Consider the following 7,746-nt stretch of genomic DNA (forward strand, 5'->3'; position numbering starts at 1 on the left):
CGGCGCCACTACTGGCTGGTGCAGCGGATGGCGCGTGCCACGGGGGCGGATCTGATGCGCGCGTGGCAGGCGGGCGAATTGCGCCAACGCGACTGGGCGGCGATGGTAGGGCGCTGCCGCGGATGCCCGTGCCCGCAGCACTGCGAACGCCTCTTGGCCCGGAACGAAGCCGCGAGTCCCCCGAAATTCTGCTTGAACGCCAATATCCTGGCGAAAATCCGGCGGGTCGGCCAGGAAGAGGGGTGAGATGGGCAAGATGGAATACCTGGGCCATCCCGACCAGCATTTCTGGATGACCCGATCGATGGCGCGCACGATGGATCTGAACCTGAGCGACGCGATTCGGAGCGGCGAACTGAGCTTCAGCCGCTATGCCGAAATGGTTGCGCTGTGCCGAAAGTGCCCGAATGTCGTGCGTTGCCAGGAATGGCTTGCGCACAGCGCCGTTGGTGCTGCCCGCGCGGCCGAGTTCTGTGCCCATGCCGATACGTTCAACACGTTGAAGAGAAACCAGGAAATGAAAGGACACGAGCGATGAACCTGCTTGAAAGAATCGGTCGCCGCGCCCGCGTGATGGGCCGTATGGCGCGGACGCTCGATGTGAATTTCGCTGATCGAATTGCCCGTGACGAGGGCGAGGTGGCGCGGTACCGCGGCGCGGTGATGCGCTGTGCCTTTTGCCGGCACGAGGCGGCCTGCCAGGACTGGATGGATGGCCAAGAACACGCGGCGCAGGCGCCGAAATACTGCCGGAACAAGGACTTGCTGGATAGCCTGTCGCCCAATTGAGGCGACCTGGCGCCTTGTGGGCGGCAGCCGGCCCGCTCCGGGCCCGCGGCGTCGAGCGGCGTGAACCGACGCGACTTGCGTACCTATCGTGCCGGCCAGGCGGACAACCTCGCCGTGGCGTGCTCAGCCGCCGGTTTCCGCGTCGAGCCAGGTGGCGACCTCGGGCGTGGTCTCGACCCGTTCCCAGGTGATGACCGGCAAGTCGTAGGGGTGGTGCGCCGCGAGCAGGGCGACCAACGCGTCGCGGCAGGCGGCGGTGGTCTTGAAGGTGAGTTGCGCCTCGGGTTCTTCCGCAACCTGGCCTTGCCAGTAAAACAGGCTGACGATGCCCGGCGTGATATTGGCACAGGCGGCAAGCCGCGCGTCGATGGCAGCCGAGGCCAGTGCGCGGGCGCTTTCGAGGTCGGCGCAGGTGGTGGTGACGTGGATCATAGCCCTGAATGCGTGCCGTCGCAGAGCGGTGCAGTGCCGGTATGCTTGCAGCCGCAGAAAAACACCTTTTGCGTGGCCGGGGCGGTATATTTCACCGGCGCAAAGTCGCTGCCCTTGTGCGACCCGTCGCAGAACGGCTGGCGCGCCGACTTGCCACAGGCGCACCAGAGATAGGCCTTGCCCTCGGTCACCTCGACGGGAAAAGGCACCGTTTGCGCGATTTCGGGGGTGTCGGTCATCGTGGCTCTCCTCACCGGTTGGCTTTGCCGAAGGAGGTAGCATGCGGGGCGCGAGTCGCAAGGGGCGTGCCAGCCCCTGCGACGGCGATTCCCGCAGGCTCAGCCCGGCAGGCGGCCCCACAGGTCGTATTCGCCGGCTTCGTCCACTTCGACGGTGATGATGTCGCCCACCGACAGCGCCTCGGTGCCCTCGTCGATGAACAGGCAGCCGTCGATTTCGGGCGCGTCGGCCTTGGTACGGCAGGTGGCGATGCCCTCGGCGTCGATATCATCGACGATCACCTGCTGGCGGGTGCCCACCTTGGCGGCAAGCTTGGCCTCGGAGATCGCCTGCGCCTTTTCCATGAAGCGGTGAAAGCGGTCCTGCTTGACCTCTTCGGGGACGTGGTCGGGAAGGTCGTTGGAGCGCGCACCGGCCACGTTTTCGTACTGGAAGCAGCCGACGCGGTCGAGTTGCGCCTCGTCAAGCCAATCCAGCAAGGTCTGGAACTCGGCCTCGGTCTCGCCGGGATAGCCGACGATGAAAGTGCTGCGCAGCGTGACGTCGGGGCAGATGGCGCGCCAGGCGGCGATTTCATCCAGGGTTTTCGCCGCCGCCGCGGGCCGCGCCATGCGCCTGAGCGTGTCGGGGTGGGCGTGCTGGAAGGGGATGTCGAGATAGGGCAGGATCAGCCCCTCCGCCATCAGCGGGATCAGGTCGCGCACATGCGGATACGGATAGACGTAGTGCAGCCGCACCCAAGCGCCCAGGCGCCCCAGATCGCGCGCCAGGTCGGTAATGTGGGCGCGGTGGCCGCGGTCGGTGGCGTGGCGGATATCGACGCCATAGGCCGATGTGTCCTGGCTGATGACCAGCAGCTCGCGCACGCCGTTTTCGACCAGCTTTTCCGCCTCGCGGATCACCGCATGCGCGGGGCGGCTGGCCAGCTTGCCGCGCATGTCGGGGATGATGCAGAAGCGGCACTTGTGGTTACAGCCCTCGGATATCTTGAGATAGCTGTAGTGGCGCGGTGTCAGCGACACGCCGCTTGCGGGCAGCAGATCGACGAACGGGTCGGGGCTGGGTGGCACCGCGTCGTGCACCGCGTCGAGCACCTGTTCGTACTGATGCGGGCCGGTCACCGCCAGCACCCTGGGGTGCGCGCCGGTGATATAGCCGGGCTCGGCGCCGAGGCAGCCGGTGACGATGACGCGGCCGTTTTCCTTGAGTGCCTCGCCGATGGCGTCGAGGCTTTCGGCCTTGGCGCTGTCGAGAAAACCGCAGGTGTTGACGATCACCGCGTCGGCGCCGGCATAGTCGGGCGAGATACCGTAGCCCTCGGCGCGCAGGCGGGTGAGGATGCGTTCGCTGTCCACCAGCGCCTTGGGGCAGCCAAGGCTGACCATGCCGATGGTGGGTTGGCCGGGGCGGCGCGTCGCGGTGAGGCGGGCGCGCGCAAGGTCGGGGCGCAGGTCGGGAGGATTGGTCATGGGCCCGCGTATAGCCGGGCGCGCGGCGCGGGGAAAGGGGCCTTGGCGCGCCGCGCCGGGGGTGGCCGCCGCCCACCGATCTGACAGCCGAAATGTTGCCGTTTGCCACACGGGCGATTACCGTTGTCGGCGGCGGGTTCGCGCGGTTGCGGCCCGGCGCCGGGAGGGGACGGTTATGCGGTGGATTGTCAGGATTATCGGGGCGCTCGTGGTGGCGGCGCTGTTGCTGGTCGCGGCATTCTTCATGCTGTCGGGCGAGCGGATCGCGCAGGTGGCGGCGGACCAGATCCGCGCCCAGACGGGGCGCGATGTGACGCTGTCGGGCGACACCGAGGTAAGCTTTTACCCTGTCCTGGGCATTGCCACCGGGGCGATGGAGATCGGCAACGCGCCATGGTCCGAGGCCGGGCCGATGCTGCGCGCCGAGGCGCTCAAGGTGGGGGTCGACCCGGTGGCGCTGATCGGGGGCGATATTCGCATCACCGGGCTGGAACTGCGCAGCCCGCGCATCTTGCTGGAGCGCGCCGCAGACGGGCGCGTCAACTGGGAACTGGGTGTCGACGGGGTGGCGCCCTCGGGGCAGGAGGGGGCGCGATCGCGCAAGCTGGCGCTTTACCTCGACCGGGCGCTGATCAGCGATGGTGTGCTGCGCTATGCCGACCGCGGCAGCGGCGAGGAAACGGTCGTCGAGGGGCTGGATCTGGACTTGCGCTGGGCCGACTTCGACGGCGCGGCCGAGTTCGACGCAGCCCTCAGCCCGGCCGGAGAGGTGGTGCAGATAAGCGGGCGCATCGCACGGTTCGCGCAGTTCCTCGAAGGTGGCGTGTCGAACTTGTCGCTGCGCGTCGCGGCGCCGGGCGGAGAGGTGTCGCTGGAGGGCCAGGGCAGCCTGGCGCCGCAACTGGCGGCGCGACTCGAGGGCGAGTTGCCAGATACGGCGCGGTTCCTGGCGGCACTGGGCCAGCCGGGGATCGACCTGCCGCAGGGGCTGGGCCGGCGCGCCGAACTGGGCGGCGATCTGAGCCTGAGCCCCGAGAACATGCGGCTGAGCCTGCGCGAGGCGACCGCGACGCTGGACGGCAACCGCTTGCGCGGCGCGGTGAACGTGTTCGCGGCGCAGGCCCCGCCGCGGGTGGTGGCCCGAATCGAGGCCGGGGCGCTGGATTTGTCGTCGCTGGGCGGGGGCGCCGACGCGGCGCCGGCAGGCGGCGGTGCCGGCGATGGCGACTGGTCGCGCGCACCAATCGATGCGGGCGCGCTGGCGCTGGTTGAGGGCGAACTGGAACTTGCGGCCGACTCGATGCTGCTGGGGCCGCTGGCGCTGGGCCGAACGCGCGTCAACCTGACGCTGGAGCGGGCGCGCGCGGTGGCCACGCTTGAGCAGGTGGCGGCTTATGACGGTAACTTGCGCGGTGAACTGGTGGTCAACAACCGCAGCGGCCTGTCGGTGGGTGGTGACCTGCGCGCCGAGGGTGTCGAGGTGCAGGGGTTGCTGACCGACCTTGCGGGCCTCAGCCGCTTTACCGGCAAGGCCCAGGCCGAGCTTTCCTTCGTCGGCGCCGGGCAGAACGTGGATGCCATCATGCGGTCGCTGTCGGGCGGCGGAACGATAAGCACCGGGCGTGGCACGATTCAGGGCATCGACCTCGATCAGCTGTTTCGCGCCGGTGACGTGCGCGGCGGCACCACCGTGTTCGACAGCCTGACCGCCACGTTCACGATCGAAGACGGGGTTTTGCGCAACGACGACCTGCTGATGCGTTTGCCGATGATCTCGGCCCGCGGCGAGGGGCGCGTCGGGCTTGGCGCACGCGATCTGAACTACCTGTTCACGCCGCGCGCCGGCGGCGAGGATGCCGAGGGCGGCATCGCCATCCCGGTGCGGATCAAGGGGCCGTGGGCCAACCCGTCGATCCGGCCCGACATGAAGGCGCTGGCAGACGAGAACCTCCAGGAGGAAAAGGAAAAGCTTGAGGAAAAGGCCCGCGGGGAGTTGGACCGCGCGGTGGAGGAGAAGCTTGGCGTGACCGCCGGCGAGGACGAGAGCGTCGAGGATACGATCAAGAAAAAGGTCGAGGACAAGCTCAAGGGCCTGTTCAAGTAACGACTGTGGGCGGGCCCCGGGGCGCCGCCCCCGCCGGGATACCCATGGAGAGACGAAAGAGCAGGGTCGTCGATGAGGCGCGCGCGGGCATCTGCTGGCCGCAAATACCCGGCCGGGAGCGTCTGCCGTTTGCCGCATCCGACAGGGGCGGGGATGACGCGGTCGTTTCCCATCGCGTCAGGGGCTTGGCAAGCGCGGGCAGGGCGCGTATAGCCGCGCCCTGACGACAAGGAGCCGATCCATGCAGGGCAGTGCGAACCTCAACATCATGATCAAGGCGGCCCGCAAGGCGGGGCGGTCGCTGGTCAAGGATTTTCGCGAGGTGGAGAACCTGCAGGTCTCGACCAAGGGGGCGGGCGATTTCGTCAGCCGTGCCGACATCGCCGCTGAACGGATTCTGCGCGAGGAACTGAGCGGTGCGCGCCCCACCTATGGCTGGCTGGGCGAGGAAACCGGCGGCGAGGACGGCAAGGACCCCACGCGCCGCTGGATCGTCGACCCGCTGGACGGGACGACGAATTTCCTGCACGGGCTGCCGCACTGGGCGATTTCCATCGCGTTGGAGCATCGCGGGCAGATCGTGGCGGGCGTCGTTTACGACGCGGCCAAGGACGAGATGTTCTATGCCGAGAAGGGCAACGGTGCCTGGCTCAACGACAACAAACGGCTGCGGGTGTCGGGGAGGTCGCGGATGAGCGAGGCGATCTTCGCCACCGGCGTACCGTTCGGCGTCAGGAAGACGCTTCCGGCCACCTTGCAGGATCTGGCACGGCTGATGCCGGAATGCGCCGGCGTGCGGCGCTGGGGCGCGGCGGCGCTGGACCTGGCCTATGTGGCGGCGGGGCGCTACGACGGGTTCTGGGAGCGCGAGCTGCAAATCTGGGATATCGCCGCCGGCACCCTGATCGCCACCGAGGCGGGGGCGATGGTGGGCCCCATTCGCGAAGGCCGCGAGGTACTGGCGCATGGCGAACTGGTGGTCGCCAACAACCTGCTGTTCGAGCAGTTCGCCCGGATCATCCGCACGCGCGAATAGGCGGCAGGCTCAGCGTTGCCGGTCGCTGGGGTGGTTGACCCCGTTGGCCCATGGCACCGGCTCCAGATCGCGCGGGTTGACCCCTTCGATGCAGCCGGCGTTGATGCCGTATTGGTTCGGGTTCGAGCGGCGGCGGTGGTGGGTGTAGATCCCGCATGTCTTGCAGAACCAGTGCTGCGCGGTCCCGGTGCCCCAGGTGTAAAGGGTCAGGTTTTCGGCGCCGCGGGTCACTTCGACCCCGTTCAGCGACGCCGAGACGGCCACCGCCCCGCGCCTGCGGCAATAGCTGCAGTCACAGCGCCGCGCGGTGTTCAATCCATCTGAGAGCGTGACGCGCAATTCCATGGCGCCGCAGTGGCAGGTTGCCTTGCAACTGGTCATCTGTGTCGCTTTCTGCGGACCGTGGGGACGTCGGTGCGCACCCAGCGATAGGTGGCGGCGGGGTTGGCCGGGGCGCCGTGGGTGCGGCTCCAGTGGCTTGTGCCGCCACGCCTGAGCCACAGCGGCAGCGTCATCGCCATGCCCGCCAGGAAGCCGCCGGCATGGGCCATGTAGGCCACACCCCCGGCCGACAGATCAGCGACCGCGCCGCTGACAAGCTGGACCGCGAACCACACTCCCAGCATCATCCAGGCCGGTAGCGGCAGCACCTTGAAGAAGATGATGAAGATGAAGATGACGTCGACGCGCGCGCGGGGAAACAGCAGCAGGTAGCCCCCCATCACCCCGGCGATGGCCCCCGAGGCGCCGACCATGGGCACCGTCGAGGCGGGCGCCGCCATCACCTGCGCCAGCCCCGCCGCCAGCCCGCTGACAAGGTAGAAGCCGAGGTAGGGCAGGTGCCCCATCTCGTCTTCCAGGTTGTCGCCGAATATGTGCAGAAACAGCATGTTGGCGGCCAGGTGCAAGAGCCCGCCATGCAGGAACATCGAGGTAAGCAGCGTCTCGGTTCCCTCGCCTTGGGTGATGCGCGCGGGCAGGATGGCCCAGATATCGAAGAACTGCCGCAGTGCGCCGGGTTCGGCGAAAAGCGGCCAATAGGCCAGGAACACCACGATGTTGGCCACGATCAGCGCGTAGGTGACGTATGGCGTAGTGTTCGAGGGGTTGTGATCGCGGATCGGGAACATGGTACAGAGGTTTGGGGCATTTGCTGCCCGCGTCAAGCGGATGCGTCGCGCGGCGGCGGATGGCTTGACGCGGCAGCGCGCCGTGCCATGTTTCTTTCATGGCCCGAACCATCGCCACTATCGCGGCGCTCTGCCTGGCGCTTTTTCCGCGTTTCGCATCAGCCCAGGACGCGGAGCAGGGGTGTCCGCCGCCGCCCGATCACGAGGTGAAGTTGCAGGCGTTGCTGGATCAGGTGCGCGCGGCCCCGGACGAGGCCACGGCACGGCATCTTTCCAACCGCATGTGGGAGTTGTGGGCCGATGCACCCGACGCGGTGGCTCAGGAGATCCTCGACAAGGGCATGCGCAAGCGCGCGGTGTTCGATTTCCTGGGCGCCATCGCCGCCTTTGACAGGCTGGTGGCCTACTGTCCCGATTATGCCGAGGGCTACAATCAGCGCGCTTTCGTGCATTTCATCCGCCAGGATTATGCGGCGGCGCTCACGGACCTGGATCGTGCGCTCGCCCTGGCGCCCGATCACGTCGCCGCGCGGGCCGGTCGGGCGC

The 7,746-nt window shown here is 67.9% G+C and carries 11 protein-coding genes; 6 read left to right on the forward strand and 5 right to left on the reverse strand.

Features of this window, described 5'->3' with window-relative positions:
• The 3 genes from Q0L89_RS00970 to Q0L89_RS00980 form a co-directional block, all read left to right on the forward strand.
• Positions 1 to 246: DUF6455 family protein (locus Q0L89_RS00970; protein WP_296761789.1), on the forward strand; the 246-nt coding region annotated here is incomplete at its 5' end.
• 1 nt (position 247) lies between these two features.
• Complete coding sequence (locus tag Q0L89_RS00975; RefSeq protein ID WP_296761791.1) at positions 248 to 538, forward strand: DUF6455 family protein; 291 nt, start codon at positions 248 to 250, stop codon at positions 536 to 538.
• Entirely contained in the window at positions 535 to 789 is a 255-nt protein-coding gene (locus Q0L89_RS00980; RefSeq protein WP_296761792.1) for a DUF6455 family protein, read from the forward strand. Before Q0L89_RS00975 ends, Q0L89_RS00980 begins: the two co-directional genes overlap by 4 nt.
• Before the next feature lie 123 nt (positions 790 to 912).
• Here the strand turns inward: Q0L89_RS00980 and cutA are convergent, their stop codons facing one another.
• The 3 genes from cutA to rimO form a co-directional block, all read right to left on the reverse strand.
• Entirely contained in the window at positions 913 to 1,221 is a 309-nt protein-coding gene (gene cutA / locus Q0L89_RS00985) for a divalent-cation tolerance protein CutA (protein WP_296761794.1), read from the reverse strand.
• Complete coding sequence (locus tag Q0L89_RS00990) at positions 1,218 to 1,460, reverse strand: CDGSH iron-sulfur domain-containing protein (protein WP_296761795.1); 243 nt, start codon at positions 1,458 to 1,460, stop codon at positions 1,218 to 1,220. The genes cutA and Q0L89_RS00990 overlap by 4 nt, the downstream gene beginning before the upstream one ends.
• A gap of 99 nt (positions 1,461 to 1,559) precedes the next feature.
• Positions 1,560 to 2,930, reverse strand: a complete 1,371-nt coding sequence (gene rimO / locus Q0L89_RS00995) for a 30S ribosomal protein S12 methylthiotransferase RimO (protein ID WP_296761797.1) — start codon at positions 2,928 to 2,930, stop codon at positions 1,560 to 1,562.
• 175 nt (positions 2,931 to 3,105) lie between these two features.
• On the opposite strand from rimO, the gene Q0L89_RS01000 reads away from it, so the two are divergent.
• Both Q0L89_RS01000 and Q0L89_RS01005 read left to right on the forward strand, forming a co-directional pair.
• Positions 3,106 to 5,034: an AsmA family protein gene (locus tag Q0L89_RS01000; protein WP_296761799.1), complete on the forward strand. Its 1,929-nt coding sequence runs from the start codon at positions 3,106 to 3,108 to the stop codon at positions 5,032 to 5,034.
• Between the two features lie 241 nt (positions 5,035 to 5,275).
• A complete protein-coding gene (locus Q0L89_RS01005) occupies positions 5,276 to 6,070 on the forward strand; it encodes an inositol monophosphatase family protein (protein WP_296761800.1) in 795 nt (264 codons plus the stop codon).
• Positions 6,071 to 6,079: 9 nt separating this feature from the next.
• On the opposite strand, the gene Q0L89_RS01010 is transcribed toward Q0L89_RS01005, so the two are convergent.
• Together Q0L89_RS01010 and Q0L89_RS01015 are read right to left on the reverse strand one after the other, a co-directional pair.
• Positions 6,080 to 6,415 carry a GFA family protein gene (locus Q0L89_RS01010; RefSeq protein ID WP_296761802.1) on the reverse strand — a complete coding sequence of 112 codons (336 nt, stop codon included), beginning with the start codon at positions 6,413 to 6,415 and terminating at the stop codon, positions 6,080 to 6,082.
• Between the two features lie 32 nt (positions 6,416 to 6,447).
• The gene (locus Q0L89_RS01015; protein ID WP_296761804.1) at positions 6,448 to 7,200 is read right to left on the reverse strand and encodes a rhomboid family intramembrane serine protease; all 753 of its coding nucleotides are present in this window, start codon (positions 7,198 to 7,200) and stop codon (positions 6,448 to 6,450) included.
• Positions 7,201 to 7,298: 98 nt separating this feature from the next.
• Between Q0L89_RS01015 and Q0L89_RS01020 the strand changes: the two genes are divergently transcribed.
• Positions 7,299 to 7,746 (forward strand): tetratricopeptide repeat protein (locus tag Q0L89_RS01020; RefSeq protein ID WP_296761806.1); only part of this gene is annotated, 448 nt, incomplete at its 3' end.

The sequence above is a fragment of the Sediminimonas sp. genome (assembly GCF_024637375.1).
In the GTDB taxonomy this organism is placed as follows: Bacteria; Pseudomonadota; Alphaproteobacteria; order Rhodobacterales; family Rhodobacteraceae; genus Sediminimonas.